This window comes from Corynebacterium sp. MSK297, from assembly GCF_030232885.1.
GTDB lineage: Bacteria > Actinomycetota > Actinomycetes > Mycobacteriales > Mycobacteriaceae > Corynebacterium.
Map to the genome: position 1 here is coordinate 39,548 of NZ_JASPGD010000003.1, position 20,500 is coordinate 60,047.

Annotated in this window: 14 protein-coding genes and 1 pseudogene; 8 read left to right on the top strand and 7 right to left on the bottom strand. The window is 58.0% G+C overall.

The window, feature by feature from the left end; translation table 11 throughout:
- Positions 1-3: 3 nt before the first annotated feature.
- Positions 4-1,356, bottom strand: a complete 1,353-nt coding sequence (locus QP888_RS03865) for a porin PorA family protein (protein WP_284812207.1) — start codon at positions 1,354-1,356, stop codon at positions 4-6.
- 306 nt (positions 1,357-1,662) lie between these two features.
- On the opposite strand from QP888_RS03865, the gene QP888_RS03870 reads away from it, so the two are divergent.
- Positions 1,663-2,799, top strand: a complete 1,137-nt coding sequence (locus QP888_RS03870; protein ID WP_284812208.1) for an acyltransferase family protein — start codon at positions 1,663-1,665, stop codon at positions 2,797-2,799.
- On the opposite strand, the gene QP888_RS03875 is transcribed toward QP888_RS03870, so the two are convergent.
- The 3 genes from QP888_RS03875 to QP888_RS03885 all read right to left on the bottom strand — a co-directional run bounded on the left by QP888_RS03875 (position 2,706) and on the right by QP888_RS03885 (position 6,911).
- Positions 2,706-6,038 (bottom strand): alpha-(1->3)-arabinofuranosyltransferase domain-containing protein, encoded by a 3,333-nt coding sequence (locus QP888_RS03875; RefSeq protein WP_502869116.1) that lies wholly within the window; start codon positions 6,036-6,038, stop codon positions 2,706-2,708. The two genes, QP888_RS03870 and QP888_RS03875, sit on opposite strands and share 94 nt — an antisense overlap.
- Positions 6,039-6,129: 91 nt before the next feature.
- On the bottom strand, positions 6,130-6,354 hold the full coding sequence (locus QP888_RS03880; protein ID WP_023018478.1) for a DUF2613 domain-containing protein: 225 nt from the start codon (positions 6,352-6,354) through the stop codon (positions 6,130-6,132).
- A gap of 41 nt (positions 6,355-6,395) precedes the next feature.
- Positions 6,396-6,911 carry a universal stress protein gene (locus QP888_RS03885; RefSeq protein ID WP_018120693.1) on the bottom strand — a complete coding sequence of 172 codons (516 nt, stop codon included), beginning with the start codon at positions 6,909-6,911 and terminating at the stop codon, positions 6,396-6,398.
- A gap of 83 nt (positions 6,912-6,994) precedes the next feature.
- Here QP888_RS03885 and QP888_RS03890 point away from each other — a divergent pair, with 83 nt between their 5' ends.
- From QP888_RS03890 to fepB, 6 genes are all read left to right on the top strand, one after another.
- Entirely contained in the window at positions 6,995-8,680 is a 1,686-nt protein-coding gene (locus QP888_RS03890; protein ID WP_284812210.1) for a VanW family protein, read from the top strand.
- A gap of 63 nt (positions 8,681-8,743) precedes the next feature.
- Positions 8,744-9,307: a dCTP deaminase gene (dcd, locus tag QP888_RS03895; protein WP_021352870.1), complete on the top strand. Its 564-nt coding sequence runs from the start codon at positions 8,744-8,746 to the stop codon at positions 9,305-9,307.
- Positions 9,308-9,347: 40 nt separating this feature from the next.
- A complete protein-coding gene (locus tag QP888_RS03900; protein WP_284812211.1) occupies positions 9,348-10,760 on the top strand; it encodes a UDP-glucose dehydrogenase family protein in 1,413 nt (470 codons plus the stop codon).
- 398 nt (positions 10,761-11,158) lie between these two features.
- Positions 11,159-11,641: a ferritin gene (locus QP888_RS03905; protein ID WP_021352872.1), complete on the top strand. Its 483-nt coding sequence runs from the start codon at positions 11,159-11,161 to the stop codon at positions 11,639-11,641.
- Positions 11,642-11,792: 151 nt separating this feature from the next.
- On the top strand, positions 11,793-12,962 hold the full coding sequence (locus QP888_RS03910) for an alpha/beta hydrolase-fold protein (protein WP_284812212.1): 1,170 nt from the start codon (positions 11,793-11,795) through the stop codon (positions 12,960-12,962).
- Positions 12,963-13,072: 110 nt separating this feature from the next.
- On the top strand, positions 13,073-14,170 hold the full coding sequence (gene fepB / locus QP888_RS03915; RefSeq protein ID WP_284812213.1) for a Fe2+-enterobactin ABC transporter substrate-binding protein: 1,098 nt from the start codon (positions 13,073-13,075) through the stop codon (positions 14,168-14,170).
- 72 nt (positions 14,171-14,242) lie between these two features.
- On the opposite strand, the gene QP888_RS03920 is transcribed toward fepB, so the two are convergent.
- Positions 14,243-15,916: an HNH endonuclease signature motif containing protein gene (locus QP888_RS03920; RefSeq protein ID WP_284812214.1), complete on the bottom strand. Its 1,674-nt coding sequence runs from the start codon at positions 15,914-15,916 to the stop codon at positions 14,243-14,245.
- A gap of 366 nt (positions 15,917-16,282) precedes the next feature.
- Here QP888_RS03920 and QP888_RS03925 point away from each other — a divergent pair.
- Positions 16,283-17,456 (top strand): annotated as a pseudogene (locus tag QP888_RS03925) (ATP-binding protein).
- A 51-nt stretch (positions 17,457-17,507) separates the two neighbouring features.
- Here QP888_RS03925 and QP888_RS03930 read toward each other — a convergent pair.
- Positions 17,508-19,136 (bottom strand): ABC-ATPase domain-containing protein, encoded by a 1,629-nt coding sequence (locus QP888_RS03930; protein ID WP_284812215.1) that lies wholly within the window; start codon positions 19,134-19,136, stop codon positions 17,508-17,510.
- 114 nt (positions 19,137-19,250) lie between these two features.
- A complete protein-coding gene (locus QP888_RS03935) occupies positions 19,251-20,486 on the bottom strand; it encodes a pyridoxal phosphate-dependent aminotransferase (protein ID WP_284812216.1) in 1,236 nt (411 codons plus the stop codon).
- Between the last annotated feature and the right edge of the window lie 14 nt (positions 20,487-20,500).

Consider the following 20,500-nt stretch of genomic DNA (forward strand, 5'->3'; position numbering starts at 1 on the left):
GTGCTAGCTGGCGCTGGGGTTGCTGGCGTTGGGATTGGTGCCGGGGTGGCCGGTGTCGGAGTGGTCGGTGTTGGCGTGGTCGGTGCCGGGGTGGTTAGCGTGGGCGCGCTTCTGGCTGTGCCGGTGGCGCCAGATCATCCACACCGCAGCTGCCAGCAAAGCGATGCCGAGGGCAGTGGCCAGAAAACCAATGGCCTCCCAACGTTCCACCACGCGCATTGTCTTGCTGGCCAGGTCTTGTGCTTCGTTGCGGGAAGCGGAATCATGTTTCGCGTGCGTGGACAACACGGTGCGCTCCGGGGCTGACTGCGCCGGGGTGCCATCGGCAGCGAGAAAGACCTCGTAGTGTTCATCGCGGTTGACGATCTGCCCAGTGATCGGTTCTACCCACACCAAGCGGTCCACAGAATAATAGGGGCGCATGGTCACGGTATCGGCGGCGGAAAGATCGCCGGTGACGCGCTCGTTGGCAAGCTCGTCGGCGGTATAAAAATCTGTGGCGGGGCCGGTGATCTCCATGGCGTCGAAAAGCTTCGTGGCTGGCTCGTCGAGGATTTTCGGTGACAGTGCCGAGACCGGGGTGGGTGGGCTGAGCAAATCCTGCGGCTGCGAATACGCGCGCAGCAAGGAATTGTGCAGCGGATGGGCCGTAATGGTGTGGCGGTATTCGTAAAACTCCGCGGTGGCAGCACCTTCTTCATCCTCGCCCTGCTCGATGGTGTCGGCGAAGTCGATGGGCAGTGGTTCTTGGGTGAAAAGATCGAAGAAATTATAGGAACGCTTCTGTGTATCCGGTTCGAAGGCATAGTAGATGCCTGGGCGGGCAAACAGGCCCGTGTCGACGACGGGGGTGTCTGTGTTGTCGGTTCTACCGTCATCATAAAACCGCACGCGCGAGGTAGGGTCTGGGATGCCAATGGCGGATTCGCGGTTGATGGTCACGTCGTTATCCGCATGACCGAGGGGGCGCGCGTTGGCGCCATCGTCGGCAAGCAGCGTGTGGCGTGCAGTAATTTCGGAACGGCGCGCCGGATCGTCTGCATCCTGCGTGGTGCGCAGCAGCGTGATTTCACTGTCGACGTGCGTGGTAGTGGTGTTGATATAACACGAAAAAGTTGGTGTCGTTTCCGGGCAATCGTCGGGGCGGGGAAGCGGCTTGCCAGCTCCGGCATTGTTGGTTGCTGCAGCGAATTCCGCCGTGTCTAACAGCTGGGTTTCCGCGTCTTCGGTGCGCGTGTGCACCGTGGTGCCTTCTGGCCAAGAATCGTGGAAGGCCATTACCAGCGGCGGAGCGGCGGCGCCAACCACTAGTGAGAGAGCAGCAGCGGCCACCGTTAACGTGACACGACGGAACATAGTGCTAGCAGTATACCTGCGGCGTTAACTTCTTAAGCGCTGAGGCCCAAGCTAAGTGGAAGCCCAATATGCAGTAACCTACACTTCTTTTTAATTTCCGCGAGTTGCTTAATGCTCACCATTCTCCCCACCTCGATTGCATATAATCAGACGCTAAAGGAACGAGGAATTGACGCATTATGTGCAGTAGGTTTGGCCGGGTGTGCGACATTTATCGCTTCACGCTTTATTTCTCATAGTGTGGATGATGGTTTATAAGCCGTCGTTAGCACGCGAACTGCAAGACTTGCCTGCTAGCCTGAGCGCATGGTCGCCACCAGTGTCTCCGCATCGGTTCCGCAGCGTATTGACTGCCTAGAAGGTATTCGTGCGCTTGCAGCCGTCGGGGTGCTGATCACTCACGTGCATTTTCAGACTGCTTCTGGGCCAGTGGTGCTGGAACGTTTTGATTATTTCGTGGCCGTGTTTTTTGCGCTCTCCGCATTTTTGCTGTGGCGTAGGCCGATCGGCCCGGGTTTTTTACGCAAGCGTGCCGCGCGCGTACTACCCGCTTACCTCGTCTGCGTTGCGGTGGTGGCGTTGGCGTTGCCAGCGGCTAGCACCATGAGCTGGCAACAACTACTCGCTAACCTGACCGCCACGCAGATCTATATTCCCGATGGGTTGGCACCAGGACTGACACATTTGTGGTCATTATGCGTGGAGTTTGCTTTTTATTTCACCCTGCCATTGATCGCCTGGGTGCTTCTGCGCTGGCAAGCCCGCACGCGAGTACTCCTGCTGTGCGCGGTGGGGATCGCGAGTTTGGGCTGGGCTTTTTTGCCGTTTGTGGCCGGTTTCGACGGTAGCGATGGCGCTAGTTGGTCGGCGAGTGTGAACCGGCAGATTTGGCCACCGGCCTATACGCTGTGGTTCGTCGTCGGCATGCTGGCTGCCGAGGCGGAATCGGCGGGTATTGCCAAGCGACCAGGCCTGGTACGACGCATCCTGGGCATGAAACCGCTGTTTTGGCTGCTAGCCACTGCTTGTTTATTCCTGGCCAGCTGGGAAGCTATCAGCCCGCGTGGCCTTACGCATCCGAGCCCACTGGAATTCGCCATCCGCATCAGTCTGGGCACTGTCTTCGCGGCGTGCATCGTGGTGCCTTATGCACTGCGGCCTACCCAATCTGGCCTGCTGCTGAGCCAACCGGTGCAAGCCGTGGGACGCTGGTCTTATTCGCTGTTCCTGTGGCATGTGGCGGTGCTGTCCATCGCCTTCCCGCTGGCAGGAATCGAGATGTTTAGCGGCGGTTTTGTCAGCATTCTGGCACTTACCCTGGGGCTTTCTGTAGCGGTCGCGGCTATCAGCTACACCTTGGTAGAAGAGCCAGCCCGGCTTTGGCTCAGGCAGGCCACCGCACCGGCAGCCAAACACGCCGCGAGCAAACTATCACCGGCATAATGCGCGTCCGGCCACGGTGCGCGCGCCAACCACAACCCGCAAATCCCCAGCAATGCTGGTGCCAAAACCACCGGTCGGATCGTTGTCCAGCGCGTGATTGCCCACGCCGCAGCTGCTGAGACCGCCCCTGCTGGGCCCACCACCGCACCCGAGACCGCAACGGCGGCCACTGGGAATGCCCAGGCAGGCAGTGTGGGTTTTGTTGCTAGCAAGCGTCGCGCGTGCCGACGTCGCGCGGTTGCGAATTGGGTGTTGGCCGTCGGCCGTGCGAGCGGGAACAACACCAGCGCGGCTAAGGTCACCAGCGATACCCCCGCACCCACAAATAAGGACGTGCGGTACGTAGCCTCACCGGCAAAACTCATGTGAAACTGTCCGGATGCGCCTGCGGGCAGCACAAACGCCTGGGTAGCGGCATCAATGCTGGTAGGTTGCAGCTCGGTGACAGTGCCGGAGGCGTCGACAAGCTCGCCGCGTAAGCCCTCATTGAACGCGCGTCCGGTGACGAGCAGGCGGCCCTCGCCTACAGCATCTTCAGCGTCTGCAGCACCCGGCACCGTGCGGCCATCGACAGGCTCATAACGCGCGGTCGGGGCAAAGCCAGGCTCGCGCAGGCTGACCCACGCGGCCGCAGTAGATATGGTGTGCGTGCCGGATAGTTCCACCGTTTCACCTGCGGAATATTCCGTGCCGTCGATGGTGACCGGCTGCTCATCGTCGGTTCGGATCTCCAGCTGCATTGTGCGCGGAACCTCGAAACTGCGCTGTACAACACCCGTATCCACCGCCAGGCGTTGGAAGACGAACTGCCGAGCATTCGCGGTAGCTGGCACGTGCACCAGGCGCGACAACTCATGGCCAGCCAGGTGGATATCGGAGACCCCGGTGCGGGTTTCCGGGTTGAGCTGGACTTCTATGCGGTTGGCACGGAGATCATTCGGGAAAGCAACGCGGGTATCTTCGCCGGCTGCAGTTTCCACGGTGATGGTGCGGATCGGCTCGTCGCTGGTACCCGCGTTATCATCCTCAGGAACGTCATTAGCACCCTCATCGGCATTCTCATAACCCCCATCAGCAAAAGCCAGTACTCGCAGGCGTGCATCCTCCGTGGTGGTCAGATGTAATTCCGGGGCGTCGACTGTGCCGTCGGTGCTGCGGAGCTGCAACGTTCCGGGATCGCCCGGGGCTGGCCACCAGGCTTGGTCCGTGCCATCGACCGCCGCATTGATCGAGCGCGCCGGATCTGCGCCCCCAAAAGCGGTGGCATCCGCGGCCGAAGATGAGGCCTGCAGTTGCACATCACCGCGGGGACGCACCGGCAGCGGCGTGGCGACGCTCGGGTAATCCACACTCGGGTGCTTCGTGGTGGCCTCATCCGGGCTGGCCAGCGGGCCAGAGACTGCTCCCTGCAGGGTGCCGAAATTACGATCGACTAGCAGTGGGGTATCGGTGACGATCTCGGCATCAGACCCTTCCTTTGCCGCCCCCGCACCCGCATGGTCCACCAACCGGCGCGGAGCCGGGCCATCGATAGCATCCAACACCGCCAGCGCCTCGCCGCCACCGGCCACCGTGACCGGATCATGCGCGATGTGCATATCCCGCTGTGCATCCAGGACAAAGACGGAAACCCCACCAGAATCTGGGTCGCCGAAATCATGGCGCTGCACAGCAGAACTTGCGGGGCTGTTTTCGACAGCGCGGTCTAAAGCGTCGGCAAGCTCGTCGGCACGCTCCCTCTGGGCGGAAGAATCCAAATCATGGCGCACCAGCACCGCACCGATTCCCAAACGCAACAACGGATCCACCGAGCGATCCAGCGTGGCCAGCACCCCATCCAGCCCACGAATCGCCTCCGGCGGCAACAGCGGCACTGCATCACGTACCGCCCAGGGCACATCCAACAACGGCTGGGCGGGCTCATCGCGGGTCCAACCCCATTCCTGCCGGGCAAACGAGGTTTCTGGAACCAGCAGGGTACGCGTGTCGACGTTGTCATTGAGGAAATCCGCAGCCTGGCGCCAATATTCCGGCACCTCGCGGTACGCACCGGTGGGTAGTAACCGGCCCGACCACACCGGAGCCACCGACAGCAGCGCGATCACCGCCACGCCCAGGCCTGCGGCCGCGCGCCGGGTCAACGGATGCTTAAGGCGCGGCATCTCCAGCACAGTGCCCAGGTGCGCTACGCCGAGCAGCAGCGGGATGCGCACCAGGGGATCGAATTTGTGCAGGTTACGCAGCGGAGCCAGGACGTTGTCCAGCAACTGCCCATAGGGCGCGGCCAGGATCGTGATTCCGACCAGCAGCATCACCAACCACAGCCCGTGGTAGCGCAGGCGGGTGCCAGGCGTGGAGCCCTGTGCGCCTTGAGCACTCAACGCCAAGCCCGCCAGACCACACGCTGCAATCGCTACCGTAACCAGCACAAACACCGGCTGCGAGACCAACAAATACCCGGCCTCGCGCTCAGTATCGGCAAACGGCGTCCAGTGAGTGGTGCCGCGCAGAATCTCCAGTAGGTTCAGCCAGCGTGTGGTCACATAGGACGATTCGATAAAATCCGTAAACGGTGGGGAATACTTGCCCAACACCAGCAGCGGGCCGATCCACCAGGCGCTCACAGCGACCGCGGCCGGGATCAGCAGCCAGCCTTGCCGACGCCACAGAATCACCAGGCCAGCCGGGATGCAGGCGGCTAGCGTTGCGGTGGCGTTGACGGCCCCCATCAGCGCGATGGGGATGGTGGCCGCGGCGATATCCCGGCCCGTGATTTTGTCTGTGCGCAACAGCGGCACCAGCACCCAGGGGGCGAGCATGACCGGCCAGGCCTCGGAAGAAATTGCGGTCAGTGTGGTGAGTGTGCGCGGCGACAGCGCAAACAGCAGCGCAGCGATGATCTGAAAAGCGCGGATGCTTGCCGACGCCGTGGTGGAGCGGCCAGAACCAGGAACAACACACTGGCAGAGCCGATAAAAACCGGAAAAACCAACCCCTGCGACGATGGTCCACCACAGCCGTTGCGCCACCCAGGCGGGAAGCAACCAGTCCGGGATGGCGTCGGCAAGCAGGAAAAACAGGCCCTGCGGGAACAGGTAGCCATAGGCCTGGTTTTGCAGCTGCCCCAGCGGGAAGACATCCGTCCAGGCGTGGGTGGCCGCGGCCAGAAAACCGGCGGGATCAGCCGTGAGATCGTGTTTAGTATCCGCGGCGATAAGCCCGACAGGCTGGGCAAACATCGCGGTGGCCAGCACCAGCCACACAATGGCGTGGGTGTTAAGTGGGTGAGTGGCGTGGGCGCGAATGCGCAGGCGGGCGCGCACGGCAGGCCTACTCACGTGAGCCGTATTCGGCACCACCTAACAGGGCATCATCCGGCGGGGTGGTACCAGAGATGGTGTCTTGGCCGGAAAACTGCGCGATGCCCAAAATCGCGACGACGCCCAGCGCGACGCCGACGACAGCGCTGCCCAGAGCCGGGCCTAGGCTGCGGCGGTTCAGCGACTGGCGGTTTGGCGACTGCCGGTTGAGCGAGCGAGAAGAATCAGCGGCCATAAATAATTGTCCTTAATCCTGGGGATGAATCATCCCTTAATTTAGTCGTCTCTGGTGAAGTATTCCGGATCGTCTTCTTCATTTTCCGGTGGCACGACCAGCACCGGAACCCCGGCGTTTTTCACGATTGTTTCCGCCGTCGACTGCGACCACAGCGCGCGGAATCCGGTCAGCGCGCGGGTGCCGGTGATGATGACGTCGACGTCGAGTTCTTGGGCCGCATCCACGATGGCCGAGGCGATGGTCGTGGCCGATTCCACCAGGTGCGCCTTGCCGTACATGCCGAGCTTTTCAGCTGCAGCGATGCCCTGGCGGCACACTTGCACGGCTTCGGCGTAGGCGGGATCGTCTTCCAGATTATCGGAGGTCATCGTCGCCTGATGCATGCCGGTGCGCGAGGCAGCGCGGGCTTGCTGGCGGGCGATCGGCTCCCACGCAGTCAAGATTTGCACGGTGCCGGGTTTGAGCAACTTGGCAGCGTATTCGAGCGCACGGTCGGCGTTTTCGGAGCCGTCGTAGGCAATGAGCATGGTCTGTTCGCGGGAATCGGAACTCATAGCTTTCTATCCTAATAGCGTTGCGGGTCGAATTGCTGCAACCAAACTAGTACCAAGCTGTGTGAGCGGTTAGTCTATAAAGCGTGAATTCGGCGAAATCGAGAAGTTTCAAAGGTGTGGCGATTGTGCTCGGCGTCTTCGTCGGGCTTTTCGTCATTGCTGGCATTGCCTACGCCATTGATGTCTCCACGAATCAGGGCAAAATCCCGCGTGCGACGTCCGTGGGTGGCGTCGATATTTCCTCCCTGGAGCGCGAGGATGCTCTGGCCAAGCTTGACGACGAACTCCGCGAGGCAGAAAACGAACCCGTGCGTGTTGCTGCAGGCGAAAAAACCACGGAATTCGTGCCAGCGCAGGCAGGGCTGCGCCTGGACTTGGAAGGCACGATTGCCGCTATTCCCGATGAGTCGATGAACCCACTTGTGCGCCTGGCCAGCTTCTTCCGTTCGACGAAGGAAGTCGACGTACAAACCGCCGAGGATCCGGCCGCGCTGAACCCGGAGCTTGACCGCATGGTCGGCGAGCTGCACCGGGACCCCGAAGATGGCGCGGTATTCCTGGAAGCCGGCAACGTGGAACCGCGTGATGCCGTACCGGGCCAGGAAGTTGATCGCGCGCAGCTGCAAGAAGAGGTTGCGAGCTCCTGGTTGGATCCGGAAGGCATCGCGGTAGAACCGAATGAGATTGAGCCGGTGATTAACCAGGATCAGGTGGATGCGATCGCCGAAGGCCTTGCCGCCAAAGCTGTCTCCGGCCCGCTGAAGGTGCGCGGCCGCGAGAATATTACGGGCACGATTGAACCCGCGCGCATCGGCGAGTTCGTGCATTTTGAAGCCCACGAAGGGCACTTGGAGCCACGTGTCGACGAGTCCAAGGCCCGGGACATCTTGGGCGAAGGCCTGGCGGAATCCGAACGCCCGATGAAAAATGCTCGCTTGTCCATGTCAGGTGGCCAGCGGCAGGTTACCCCGCACGTGGATGGGGAAGTCATTGACTGGGAACAGACCATGGCCGGTTTCGCCGAGCGCGTGTTGGGTGACGACCGCGAGTGGGATGCCACCTATGAGGACCAGCCAGCGACGTTTACCACCGCGGATGCTGAGGCCTCGACTTTTGACCAAGTGGTTGGTGAGTTCACAACCAGCGGTTATTCCCCAGCCTCGGGCACGAATATTTCGGTGATCTCCAATGCGCTCAACGGCACCATCGTGTCGCCGGGCGAGACGTTCTCCGTCAACCAGGCCACCGGCTCGCGCACTGCCGCGCAGGGCTATGTGGAATCCGGCGTGATTTATGAAGGCCGCGCAGACACCGCCGTCGGTGGTGGCATTTCGCAATATGCCACCACTTTGTACAACGCGGCCTATTTTGCGGCCATGGAAGATGTCGCGCACACTCCGCACAGCTACTACATCTCGCGCTACCCGGCGGGGCGCGAGGCCACGCTGTACGACGGCGTGATCGACCTGAAGTTCCGCAACAATTCCAACCACCCGGTGCGCATTGAATCGAGCGTCGGCGGTGGTTCCGTGACCGTGCGCCTGATGGGCGTGAAGGAATACGAGGTGGAATCCATCAGTGGCGGTCGTTGGGCGCACACCAATCCACCGAAGCAGAAAGTCAGTGGTTCCAACTGCATACCGACCTCCGGCATTCCGGGCTTTACGACGTCCGATACCCGGGTGATCCGTACCTTGGATGGTGCGGAGGTATCGCGTAATACTCAGACCACCGTCTATGATCCGCAGCCAATCGTGACCTGCGGCTAGAGCTAATGTTTGAGCCAGTACCTGCCGGGCGTCGGCAAGCGCTGGCTAGGTAGGATAATTGCTATGTTGCTGTCTGATCGAGACATCCGTGCCGCCATTGATTCTGAACGGCTGGGCATTAGCCCCTGCGATCCAGAGCTGATTCAGCCTTCGTCCGTCGATGTGCGGCTGGACAAGTTCTTCCGGGTGTTTAATAACTCGCGCTATACCCACATTGATCCGAAATTGGAGATGGAAGACCTGACTACGCTGCGCGAAGTTGGCGACGACGAAGGTTTTGTGCTGCACCCCGGTGAGTTTGTGTTGGGTGCCACTTTGGAGGAATTCCGCTTGCCCGCAGATCTGGCTGGCCGTTTGGAAGGTAAATCTTCGCTGGGGCGGCTGGGCTTGCTGACGCACTCGACGGCTGGTTTTATTGATCCCGGTTTTTGCGGGCACATCACTCTGGAGCTGTCGAACGTGGCGAATTTGCCGATCACGCTGTGGCCAGGCATGAAGGTGGGGCAGCTGGCTTTGTTTGCGATGACCTCGCCTGCGGAATCACCGTATGGCGCGGGAGCGTTGGGCTCAAAGTACCAGGGGCAGCGCGGGCCGACGCCGTCGAAGTCCTATTTGAACTTCCGTTAAATGGCCTGGGCTGTAGGCCGGTTCTAACTGGGGTTGTTGCGTGCATCTTACTGTTTTTGGCCTGGGTTATTTGGGGCTCACACATGCTGCGTGCATGGCAGAGGCGGGGCACGAGGTGCTCGGCGTTGATATTGCGCCCGCGCGCGTGGCGCAGTTGCAGGCTGCGCGTGTGCCGTTTTATGAACCGGGGTTAGCAGAGTTGGTTGCCCGTGGCGTGGAATCGGGCCGGTTGCGCTTTAGTTGCGATTACCGGCAGGCTGCGGAGTTTGCGCAGTTGCATTTTATTGCCGTGGGCACGCCGGAACGCGCGGATAGTCCGGCGGCTGATACCAGTGCGGTGGAGGCAGTCGTCGACCAGCTGGCGCCGCTGTTGCGTGGTAAACACGTGCTGGTGGGCAAGTCTACGGTGCCGGTGGGTACGGCCGCGCGGCTGCAGGAACGCGCAGCTAATATCAGCCGAGCCACTGTTGACATTTTGTGGAATCCTGAGTTTTTGCGCGAAGGGCATGCGGTGGCCGATACGCTGTGCCCGGACCGGATCGTGGTGGGAACAGGGGCAGAAAGCACTCCGAATGGGGCTGGCACTCCGAATGGGGCTGGCACTCCGAATGGGGTGAGCTCAGCGCCAGCGTTGCAGAAATTGCGTGAGGCGTACCGGGCACCGTTGGAGCGGGGAACGCCGTTTTTGGTGATGCCGTGGGCGAGTGCAGAACTGGTGAAATCCGCGGCGAATGCCTTTTTAGCCACCAAGATTAGTTTTATTAATGCCATCGCAGAGGTCTGCGAAGCCGTTCGCGGTGATGTTGCTGCGGTAGCTGAGGCCTTGGGCTACGACGAGCGCATAGGGCACCAGTATTTGGGTGCTGGCCTGGGCTTTGGTGGTGGCTGTTTGCCGAAGGATGTGCGCGCTTTTCGGGCGCGTGCCGACGAGTGCGGCGCCGGTGATGCGCTGGCGTTTTTGGGGCAGGTGGAGTTGATCAATGCCCGTCGGCGGCAGCGCGTGGTGCAGCTGGCCAGTGAGCTGGTGGCGCAGCCTTCGAAGGTGGCAGAGCCTGCGGGGTCGGCACGGCCGGGATTGTCGGGCGCGGTAATCACGGTGCTGGGGGCGGCGTTTAAGCCGAATTCTGATGATGTGCGCGATTCCCCGGCCTTGCATGTTGCTGCTGAGTTGGCGCTGCGTGGTGCGCGGGTGCGCGTGTGTGACCCGCAGGCAGTGGAGAACGCGCGTCGGGTGTATCCGGGCTTAGAATATCCGGCTTCGCTTGCCGACGGTGTGGCTGGGGCTGATCTGGTGATTCTGGCGACCGAGTGGCGGGAGTACCGGGAACTGGACCCGGTGTGGGCGGCGGAGTTGGTGGCCGAGCCGGTGTTGATTGATGCACGCAATGCGTTGGACCTCGCGCGCTGGCGGGGTGCCGGTTGGCAGGTTCATGCACTTGGCCGTGGCGACTGAAGTAGTTCCGCACTGCAGGAACTAGGAACGGCGGGACTCGCGCACCTTTGAAGAATTACCCCCGAAATGGGGTGGTTTCTGACATGATTTTCGGTGGCGCTCGACGTTGGAAAAAGGCTAAAAATGGCGTCGAGTGAGCTATCAAACCATGCGGAATTACTAATTTAGGTCCCCCTATTTAGGGGCTGACTAGCGGGTTTTGGGTTTCCTTTGTTAGGTATTCCTGCAGGTAGCAGGGTTGTGTGCCCTAAGGTGGATTAGTAGAACCTATTGATTTATCTAAGATTCATAGGGTTAGCATTTCGCAGCATTGTTGGTAGTCTGGGAATCACAACAAAACACACGGAACCGGATAGACGGTTTCAGAATTGATTTTCTTAGAAAGGTGTGATCGTTCCATGAACGAGAAGCTATTCAACTTGATCAACAAGCAGGTTACTAACGAGCACGGCGCTGCTTTGATTTACACCCAGCTGGCATACGAGCTCGACGAGCTGTCCCTGCCTGGTATGCGTGATTGGATGTTCAAGCAGGCTGATGAGGAGCGTGAGCACGCACAGAAGTTCGCTGATCACCTGCTGGATCGCGACGAGAAGCCACAGATCGGCGAGATCAGCGTTGATGATCTGAAGATCGAGAAGCCAATCGATGCTTTCAAGGCTGCCCTGGAGCATGAGAAGAAGGTTTCCGGCCAGATCCGCGACATCGTTCGCTTGGCTGACGAGATCGACGACATTGACTCCCGCACTCTGTTGAACTGGTTCTTGGATGAGCAGATCGAGGAAGAAGCATCTGTTTCCGAGATCGTCGACCAGCTTGAGCTGGTAGGCGACAACGGATCCGGCATCCTGCGCATCGACGCTCAGCTGGCAGAACGATAAAATTTACAAGAGCCAGTAAAGAATGGCTCTGAGAGCTCTGCTTGAAGACCCCAGGATTTTCCTGGGGTCTTTTTACTGCTTGGGACCCGTAGTGGAATTTAAGGGCGGGGATCCGCAATGAAAAATTTCACTTACGGTAGCCTATGCAATCATGAATGTGCTGCCGGGAAATGAAGATCAACTCCGACAAGAGCTAACGCCTGCCGTAGATGATCCCGTAGCATTGCAGCAAGCCTGGGAAAGAATTGCCGCTGGAGGGTTTCCCCGTCGCAGTACCGATGGGCAGTCTTATGTCTTTGCGATGCGGTACAGCGAGTTGCAGGCTATGACCACGCAGTCTTTGCCGACCTTAGTCGAGCAGAGAGAAAACGGGGTACACCTGCACATCAATCGGCTGACGGACAAGCTGAAATATGAGCTGGGAATGATGAATCATCTGCCTGGCACAGATATCTGGACGCTCACAGTAGAAGTCTCACAGCATTACCAGGGCAGCTATGGGTTCCAACTGACTCACGGTCCGCGGACGCCAACGATGTGCGACCCGCATGCCATTCGCACGGTGTGGAATGAGGACGGCTTCGGGCTCTCGGAGATCTCGCAACCGCTTCCGGTTTCTAACACCACAATGCAGGTGAGAAAAACCCATTGCGCTGGGGTAGATGTGTTGGTGTATGTGCCAGGAAAATCCAGACGAGCAGGGTTGCTCACGCTTTTCGACGGTGAAAAGTGGTGCAAAACCAACCTGCATGCGTGTATTTCTGCGATCAACGAAGAAGCTGAGTTACCCGTCGCGGCAGCGTTAGTGTGTAATGATTCTAATTCGCAGCGTGTGCAGCGGCTGGGACTTGATGCAGACTTCCTAGCGGCTGTGTGTATGCAAGTGCAGGATCACGTCGTCAAGCTTATGGGAGAACTAGGGGTGGAGTTTGCCCCGGAAAAGAGTATTCTGGCAGGCCAGTCGCTCGGTGGGCTTGCGGCGTTGTATATTGCGCAGAATTACCCGCATGCTTTTCGTGAGTTCATTGTGCAGTCGCCGTCGCTATGGTGGAAACCCGATAAAACGGCGGTGCCCACGGACAACAGCCTTCAAAACAGCAGTTGGATTACTGAGCAGTTTTCAAGGCAACCTGCGATGCCGCGCTTGCGTATTGATGTGGGGGCGCGCGAGGATATCGGGGTGGCGAAAGCTCATCTGCTCGTGTGCAAACTCAGCGATTGCGGGTGGCCACACCAGTTGAAAGTCTATGAGGGTGGGCATGACTATGTCGCGTGGAGGGCGCAGTTAGTGGCGCATCTTCGGGAAATTGCTATTGCCTGACACTTATTTGTGAGGTTAGACTATCCAATTAGGCTATGACTTGGTTCATGCAGATTCAGGCTCAGATTCAGATTCAGATTCAGACCTAGATTCAGATACAGAAGGTAAAAATGAAAATTCGTCGTCACGCACAGATTATTGGAGCCGCTCTCACCGCAAGCAGTGTAGTGCTCGTTAGCTGCAGCCAAGCTGACGAATCCGCCGATGGATCGGATGCCGCAAGCACGAGTGCGCAAGCCACGAGTTCGGAAACTGCTGGAGACAGTGCTGGCAGTGAAGATGAAGCCACCTCATGGCCGCGGACTGTGGATTCACTCGTTGTGAACAACGGCGAGGTCACTGGTGATACCGAAGAAGTTGAAATTACCGAGCAGCCGAAGAGTATTGTCTCGACTTCGGTGACTTTGACCGGTTCCTTGCTGGCAATGGATGCACCCATCAAGGCAACTGGTGGTGCGGCGGCCGGCGGTTTGGCCGACGAGCAGGGATTTTTCCTGCAATGGGCCGACGAAGCCACAGAACAAGGCGTCGAAAGCCTGTACAACCTTGAGGTAGATGTGGAGGCAATTGCAGCGCAGGATCCGGACATGATCGTTGTGAGCGCCAGCGGCCAGGATTCGGCGGTGGCTGAATATGACAAGCTCAGTGCCATTGGTGTGCCCGTCGTGGTGGTTGATTATTCTGACCAGGGGTGGGATGAGATCATGAGCTTGCTTGCAGAGGCCACCGGGCATGAAAAGGATGCTGCTGAGGCGATGCAAAAGTATGAGGATCGCCTGGAAGAGGTCACCAAGGCCATCGAGCTGCCAAAGCAACCGACGAACTTTGTCATGCCGCTGCCTGGTGATCGCGGTTTGAACTTCTGGAGCGCGGAGTCAGCGCAGGGGCAGCTGCTGGAAGACGTCGGTTTTGAAATTGCGGTGCCGGACGACAAGATCGTTGATACCGCTGGACCGCGCGGTGCGCGCAAGGACGTCAAGACCGTGGTCCCGGAGAACGCCCCGAAGGCCATCACCGGTGAAACCGTGTTGACGATGAGCACCACCGGCGAAGACCCAGTCGAGGAGTTGAAGAACAACCCACTGTTGGCCAACAACCCGGCCATCGCGAACGACGCCATCTACTTGCTGAGCCCAGAGCTGTTCCGCATGGACTTCTACAGCGCGATGATGATGCTCGACCAGCTGGGAGAGCACTTCGCGAAGTAAGAATCCCGACTAAGGCGAGCGCTGTTGCCGCCTGCACTATGAGCTTTATCTGGGAATTTCACAATTAATGTATTATTCGGGGCTAAACAGCGTCGAGAATTCATCCATTGCGCAAGCCATTGTGGCGTGAGTCGATAAACTCAGCCCGGATTCCCGCAGACCTGCAACCCTGTTGTGGATTGCGCGTAGCTGGGGTTGGAATTGTTTCATATTGTCTGCATTAAAACTCCACATGTTCAAGGCACGCTGCAACCAGGTGAGATCGTTGTGCCAGAGTTGTTGTTCTTGCGTGTTTGTGAGTTGCTCGTGCTCCTCTTCACCTGGTGCCTTCTTCTTTTTGGATTGTTGAGACTGCTCCCACGGGTCGTCGACCGGAGCGTTTATGCCGTTGTCATTATTAAGGTCATTGCTAACGTCATTGCTGACGTTACTGCCAATATCACTGGGGGTCTCAGTTTCATCGTCATGCACAGTACTGTGTTGCATTTGCTGTTGTGCTTGTTCAGCGCTCTGCTTTTCTTGCCGACGTTTTTCCTTTTGGGCTTCTTCCCGGTGAGCTTTGCGTACACAGGCCATTTTTTGTCGCAGCGTTTGTACCCACCGGCGGTTCGGTTTAGCTAGTGGGCCTTCTGCGTCGGTGGATTGCCAGGTGCCGTCAGCGAATAGCCACACGATGGTTCCGCTGACTGGTTCGAAGATGGGGCGGGCGCGTTTGTCGGTTTTGATGTTGTGGTGGTGTTGGCACAGTGAGATGAGGTTGGCTGGGGTTGTTGGCCCGCCGTCGTGGTATTCGATGACGTGGTCCATTTGGCAGCTGGTTGCGGGTTTTGTGCAGCCTGGGTAGCGACAGTGTCCATCGCGGCCGGTTATGGCAGCGCGCATGGTTGGTGTGGTGGTATAGCCTGTGACTTCGTGGTGGGCTGTGGCATCCATGTCGTGGTGTTTGCCTGCTTTATCGGCGAGGTTGTCGGCTGCGGTGCCAAATAGCGTGGTTACACCAGCACCGGTATCTGTGGAGACGAACAGTGGGGCGTCGGCAATATCGTTGGCGCGGTAGCAATTTAAGGTCACGGATGTGTGTGCTTTACCTAGTAGTAAGTCCACGACGGCGTCGCGAAGCGAAATGCCTGCTGTTTTCGCATGCTCATGCACGTGGGCATCGATCTTCACAGCGGTGGCGGCGTCGGTGTCGAAGTGAAACTCGTGGGTGTCGTCGCCATTGCGGCTGCCCAGCGGAATAGCGTGGACTTCATAATTTTTCCGTGTCGGATTCTTTTTCTGCTTCTGACGAACAGAGGAATCATGGGCTTCAATTTCGCGATTAATGCGGTTGGTGATGCTCCGTCTCGACGGCATCTGCTGCGCAGGTTTGGTTGGCGTGAGATATTCGACCAGCAAGTTATCGATGACAGCGAACAAGTGTGCGTTGACATCGCCGGCTTTAACCATTGCGCGGTCAATCGCGATCCACCGATCTATGTCGATATGCCACATCGTCGTCGCTAAATCACGCAGTTTAGGCAGATCAGTCATGCGATAAAACGCGCCGATGATGTCGCCAACCTTGTGGCTGCTCAGGCCGCTGGTTTCCATGAGTTCTTTGAGTAAAAGATCGTAATCGTAATGCTCAAAATCAATGAGGGAATCCCAGGCGTGAAACTCTTGTCGACGCAGGCCCAGCATGGTTTGGGCGTCTTCGTCGTGAGGGTTGCAGTGCGTGAAATAAGCGGTGGCGTCGGCGTTCACGGATTCCCTCCCCGAATATGCTTGCTAACTGGAATGTCTCTAGTCTAACGCACGCAACGTAAAAACACAACAGTGTTCGAATAAAAATAAGCCCTTAAAATTTGGGGCAGCAACCTGGGGAACCTCCCGACAGGGTGGTGTGGGGGTATGATTTTTCCAGTTAGATGGGGTGTATAGCAGATTTTTAGCCTTGTCGCTATCGAATATTGCACAGCATAATGTGCAAGTTTTGTGTATCGATTTAATTTTCGTATTGACCCATAGGTGGTCGGTGAGTGAGGGTTTCTCAGACTCGCCCAAATTATAAGAATTGTAAAGATTGTAAGAGTTGTAAGCAGTAGTAAGGGGATTGTCTATAATGACGGTATGACGCGTACGAAAAACCCATTTAGTCCAGGAACTGGCACGACTCCACCGTATCTTGCTGGTCGGGTAGAAGAACTTACTGATTTTCGGTACGCGCTATTGGACGGGCCCGGGTCACATGAACGTCTTAGTCTGGTATCTGGGATGCGGGGAGTGGGCAAGACTGTATTGCTCAATGAGTTTGAAGATATCGCTCGTGCAGAGTCCTGGTGGGTCATCTCGGAAACCGCGACACCAGGTTTTATGGAAAGAATCCGTGATAAAATCTATTCTTTCGCAAAAGACCAGTTTGACCTAGTTTCGCGAAAACTGACGGGCCTTAATATTGCTTCGCTCGGAGGCATTCAGTTGAGTGAAGCAGAAAAATTCACGCCAACGGTTACACTTCGTGATGTTCTTACAGATTTTTTGGAATTACAGGCAGAGCGAGATGAAAAGCTAAATCAACCACCCGTCGGGGTGCTGATAACGCTCGATGAACTCCACTACTACCACCAGAGTGAGATCATCGAATTCGGTGCTACGATACAGCATTTGGTGCGAGAAAACCGAGAAATAGCGCTTGCAATGGCAGGGATTCCACAATCCATTAAGCCACTGTTGGCAAATGACCGGGGGAGAAATCCGGTGACATTTTTGCGTCGCGCAAATCGTATTGACTTGGGGCTTATATCTGACGATGACGTTGCAATCGCACTCGCAGAACCGTTGAAAAATACAGAAATTTCATGGGACGACGATGCATTAGCCGAAGCGGTCTCGATCTGTGGCGGATACCCATTCATGATTCAGTTAATCGGGCAGCAAGCTTTTCGCAAGAAGGAGGGGGAGGACGATTTCCATCGCTGCTGTTCGGACAGGTGGTGAAACTGCGCGCCGGAAATTAGGGCAATTGGTGCACGACACCGCTTTGAGTGATCTTTCACCGGTGGACCGAACATTTCTCGCTGCGATGGCAGTTGACAATGGCCCATCACGCATGGCGGATATTGCACAACGTTTAAAAGCTGATGCACAATACGTAGGAAAATATCGTGGCCGACTGCTCGAAGCCGGGGTGATCGTCCGTACCGCCCACGGATATGTTGATTTCCAATTACCCTACATGCGTGATTATCTGCGTAAACATGTAGTCGTAGATTCATTGGCAGTAACGGACTTGTTCAATGAATAAGGTGGTTGCGTTTGTAACGCTCGCGACACCCGCATCAGTAACCACGATCCATTAACCCCGCGCGCGATTAATCGCGGCCATGATTTCTAACTTGCGTGGCAACGCTAAACGCCCTGGGTGCTTTCCGGACGCGCCGCCTGGGTGCTTGCCCTTGCTGCCAGGTACGCCGCCACCCGAAAAACGAGACACCGCATCGATTCCACCACGTTTAACCTGCTCCAACACCTCGTCGACAAGCGCGGTAGACTCACCGTGCTGGGTGCTCAAACTCCCCAAAATCGCCGCAATCGCGCGGGTCTGCGAACCGTCCACCAGCTGCGATACCGCCGACAAATCAATGAAACCCTTGCCGACGCGAATGCCCGCACCCTTTGCCTGCGGCGGCTTTTTCGCACGGAAACGCTTCGCCGGCAGTGGCCGGTGTGCTGGCTTCAGAAACGGCTCCTGCTTGTCGACGGCGCGCGCCAAAACAGCAGCACGCTCCGTGATGTCATACGGGTGGTAGGAATCCATGTGGATCACGGTGTCCGCGACATCAATAAATGCCGCGGAACCACCCGCAACCAGCACCGTCGACACGCCCACCGCAGCTAACCCGCGCACACGATCAACCAGGGGAGTGATCGGTTCCTTCTCCGTGGGGATCAACTCGCGCATGCGCTCATCGCGGATCATGAAATTCGTCGCGGAGGTGTCCTCGTCGATCAGCAACGTTGACGCCCCGGCCTCTAACGCCTCCATCAGCCCCGCAGCCTGGGACGTAGAACCGGAGGCATTATCCGTCGAAAAGCTCGTGGTATCCGTCTGCGCTGGCAGGTTAGAAATGAATTGCGAAATATCCACCCGAGTGATCGCGCGGCCATCCTCGGCGCGCAGGGAAGCAGCGGAATCGACGGTGATCGCAAACTCGCGGCCATCACCAGCAACGTGGTTGTACACGCCACGTTCCAGCGCTTTCAGCAACGTGGACTTTCCGTGATAACCGCCGCCAACAATCACCGTGACACCAGCAGGAACACCCATGCCAGCGATTTCGCGTCCCGACGGCAACTGGAACCTGGTGCGCAGCGAATCCGGTGAGCGAAACGGCACCGCCTTGTCTGCCGGGGTGTCGCGGTGGCCAGCAGCGCGCGGCAAACACGAGCCATCGCCGATAAACGCGATCAAGCCTCGTCCCGGAAGCTGTTCGCGCAGGTAGTTCTGGTCGCGCTCTAGCAGCACCGCTTCGCGCAGGTCGTCGGCAGGAAAATCGAGCGCCTGGTCCAGGGCTGCTGGAAGCACGTCGCACAGCAAAGCCCGTGCCTTGCGGCCCAGGATCTTGCGGCCGCGGGCTGGCAGTTGCACCTCGATGCGCAGGGTAGCGGTGCTAGAACCGTCGGCAAGCACGACGCTGGCCCGGTCCAATACCTGCTGGCCCGGCTGGTCAATGTGCAAGTCGCGGTCGCCGGAAAAGGCCTGGGCAATGCGGCGCGTCAGGAAATCACGCGCGGCCACCCCCGCCAACTCTGCAGGAACCGGATTGGGCACGTCGACCTGCATCAGTGACGGCGGAGCAAAAGGATCAGACTGCACTTTATCCACGCGCAGCCGGTATTCGCCCAGCTCATAGCTGCCGTGCAATTTCTTGTAGGCGCCATAACCAGCGCCGTCGAGGGAAGTTAATAAACGTGCAAGGCTCATGCGACCCAGCCTACGTATTGGGCGGGGTGTCGTGGAAAGCCACCGAAAAACTACCGCGGCGCCCTATTTCTGAGAGTTGTCCGGAGGGTTCTTCCGAGAATTAGCTGACGTAATCTACTGCCGATAACTAGCCAAGAAATTACCCAAGCGCTCAATCGCATTCTCGAGCTGTGACGCCCACGGCAATGTGACCACGCGGAAGTGATCCGGGTGCGGCCAGTTAAAGCCTGTGCCCTGCACCATCAGAATCTTTTCTTGTTTCAAAATATCCAGCATCAGCTTCGCGTCGTCATGAATTTCATGCACATTCGGGTCCAACTTCGGGAAGCAATACAATGCACCCTTTGGCTTGACGACGGATACCCCCGGGATTTCACTGAGCTTTTCGTAAGCGATATCCCGTTGCTTCAACAACCGCCCGCCCTGGCCGGTCAATTGGTAAATCGATTGCTGCCCACCGAGTGCCACCTGGATTGCGTGCTGCGCTGGCACATTCGGGCACAAACGCGTACCAGCCAGCATCTCCAAGCCTTCGATCAAACCAGCAGCATTCCGCTTCGGCCCCGTAATCACCATCCAGCCGGCTCGGTAGCCGGCCACACGGTAAGCCTTCGACAAACCATTAAAAGTAATGCATATCAGATCCGGCGCCAAGGACGCGGTGGAAATGTGCTTGGCGTCGTCATAAAGAATCCGGTCGTAGATTTCGTCGGAAAGCAACAACAGCTGGTGCTCGCGGGCAATATCAACCAGCTGCTGCAGCACCTCACGCGAATACACCGCGCCCGTGGGGTTATTCGGGTTGATGATCACCAGCGCCTTGGTTTTCGGGGTGATCTTGGACTTCAGATCCTCAATATCCGGGTTCCAGTCATCATCCTCATTGCCCAAATAATGCACCGGAACACCGCCAGCCAGGGAGGTGGCCGCAGACCACAAAGGATAATCCGGGGCTGGGATCAGTACCTCGTCGCCGTCGTTCAGCAGCGCCTGGGTGGTCATGGTGATCAGCTCGGAAACCCCATTGCCCAAAAAGACATCGTCAATATCGAACGCTGGGAAATCCTCCAACTCATAGCGAGTGACGATCGCCCGGCGCGCCGGAACAATGCCCTTCGAGGTGGAATAACCCTGCGCAGTGGGCAGCGCGGAAATCATATCCCGCATGATCACATCCGGGGCATCAAAACCAAACGTCGCCGGATTGCCTGTGTTCAGCTTCAGGATGCGGTGGCCGTCCGCCTCCATGCGCTCGGCCAAATCCGCGACCGGGCCGCGGATCGCGTAGGCCATATTCTTGATCTTGTCGGATTGATCAAAAATGCGCGCAGGGTGACGTGGATGACTCATTCCTCTATCTTGCC

Bases quoted from the DNA above. Each gene is read 5' to 3' on its own strand.
- QP888_RS03885 (WP_018120693.1), bottom strand. From the start codon at position 6,911: ATGAGTTCCGATTCCCGCGAACAGACCATGCTCATTGCCTACGACGGC.
- fepB (WP_284812213.1), top strand. From the start codon at position 13,073: ATGAAAATTCGTCGTCACGCACAGATTATTGGAGCCGCTCTCACCGCA.
- QP888_RS03930 (WP_284812215.1), bottom strand. From the start codon at position 19,136: ATGAGCCTTGCACGTTTATTAACTTCCCTCGACGGCGCTGGTTATGGC.
- QP888_RS03905 (WP_021352872.1), top strand. From the start codon at position 11,159: ATGAACGAGAAGCTATTCAACTTGATCAACAAGCAGGTTACTAACGAG.
- QP888_RS03880 (WP_023018478.1), bottom strand. From the start codon at position 6,354: ATGGCCGCTGATTCTTCTCGCTCGCTCAACCGGCAGTCGCCAAACCGC.
- QP888_RS03910 (WP_284812212.1), top strand. From the start codon at position 11,793: ATGAATGTGCTGCCGGGAAATGAAGATCAACTCCGACAAGAGCTAACG.
- QP888_RS03935 (WP_284812216.1), bottom strand. From the start codon at position 20,486: ATGAGTCATCCACGTCACCCTGCGCGCATTTTTGATCAATCCGACAAG.
- QP888_RS03865 (WP_284812207.1), bottom strand. From the start codon at position 1,356: ATGTTCCGTCGTGTCACGTTAACGGTGGCCGCTGCTGCTCTCTCACTA.
- QP888_RS03870 (WP_284812208.1), top strand. From the start codon at position 1,663: ATGGTCGCCACCAGTGTCTCCGCATCGGTTCCGCAGCGTATTGACTGC.
- dcd (WP_021352870.1), top strand. From the start codon at position 8,744: ATGTTGCTGTCTGATCGAGACATCCGTGCCGCCATTGATTCTGAACGG.
- QP888_RS03875 (WP_502869116.1), bottom strand. From the start codon at position 6,038: ATGTTTGCCCAGCCTGTCGGGCTTATCGCCGCGGATACTAAACACGAT.